Consider the following 1,048-nt stretch of genomic DNA (forward strand, 5'->3'; position numbering starts at 1 on the left):
TGGCTCGGTTTGTCTGAACAGTTTCGGGCGTTTTGTTAAGTGGATTTCCGCCTCGATTATGCTGCCACCATCATTGGTGCCAGCGCGTTGAAGTAGGCCTGATCCGGCGTCTGCCGGTCAAGGGATGAATGTGGGCGTCGGCTATTGTAAAAAGTCAGATATCGGCCAATGCCGATGCGGGCCTCCGACACGGTCTTGTAGGCGTGGAGGTAGACCTCCTCATATTTGATCGACCGCCAGAGGCGTTCAACGAAGACATTGTCCCGCCAAGCGCCCTTGCCATCCATCGAGATGGCGATTTCCGCCTTCTTCAGCAGCGCCGTGAAGTCCATCGAGGTGAACTGCGAGCCCTGATCCGTGTTGAAGATGTCGGGCTTGCCATAGCGGGCGAGCGCTTCCTCGACCGCTTCGATGCAGAAGGCCGCTTCCATCGTGATCGACAGCCGCCATGACAGGACCTTCCGGCTGAACCAGTCGACGACGGCACAGAGATAGACGAAGCCCCGCGCCATGGGAATGTAGGTCAGATCCATCGCCCAGACCTGGTTGGGTCGGGTGACCGCCAGCTTTCGCAGGAGGTAGGGATAGATTTTGTGCCCGGGTGCCGGTTTCGATGTGTTCGGGCGACGATAGATCGCCTCGATGCCCATCTTCTTCATCAGCGTGGCGACGTGCAGCCGCCCAGCCTCCAGCCCTTCTCCTCTCAAGAGCCCTTGCAACATCCGACTTCCCGCGAACGGGTAGTCGAGGTGCAGTTCGTCGATCCGCCGCATCAAGGCCAGATCGCCGTCGGACACTGGACGAGGCAGATGATAGACGCTTCCACGGCTGAAGCCGAGAAGCTTCGCCTAGCGTGCGACCGACAGTTTGTGTGCGCGGTCGATCATTTCTTTCCGCCCAGCAATCCCGCCTTGCCGAGCGCACCGGATAAAAAATCGTTCTCCAGTGTCAGCTCGCCGATCTTGGCATGCAGCGTTTTGACATCGACGGTTGGACCCGCCGGCTCCGTCTTGGTTTCATCGCCGAAAACGCCTGTCGCCCCCTCAAG

1 pseudogene is annotated in these 1,048 nt (G+C 59.2%); it reads right to left on the minus strand.

What is annotated here, in order from left to right:
* Positions 1-56: 56 nt before the first annotated feature.
* Positions 57-1,048, minus strand: a pseudogene (locus tag V6S97_RS29100) (IS3 family transposase); the annotation flags it as partial.

The sequence above is a fragment of the Agrobacterium sp. CCNWLW155 genome (assembly GCF_036888815.1).
In the GTDB taxonomy this organism is placed as follows: Bacteria; Pseudomonadota; Alphaproteobacteria; order Rhizobiales; family Rhizobiaceae; genus Agrobacterium; species Agrobacterium radiobacter.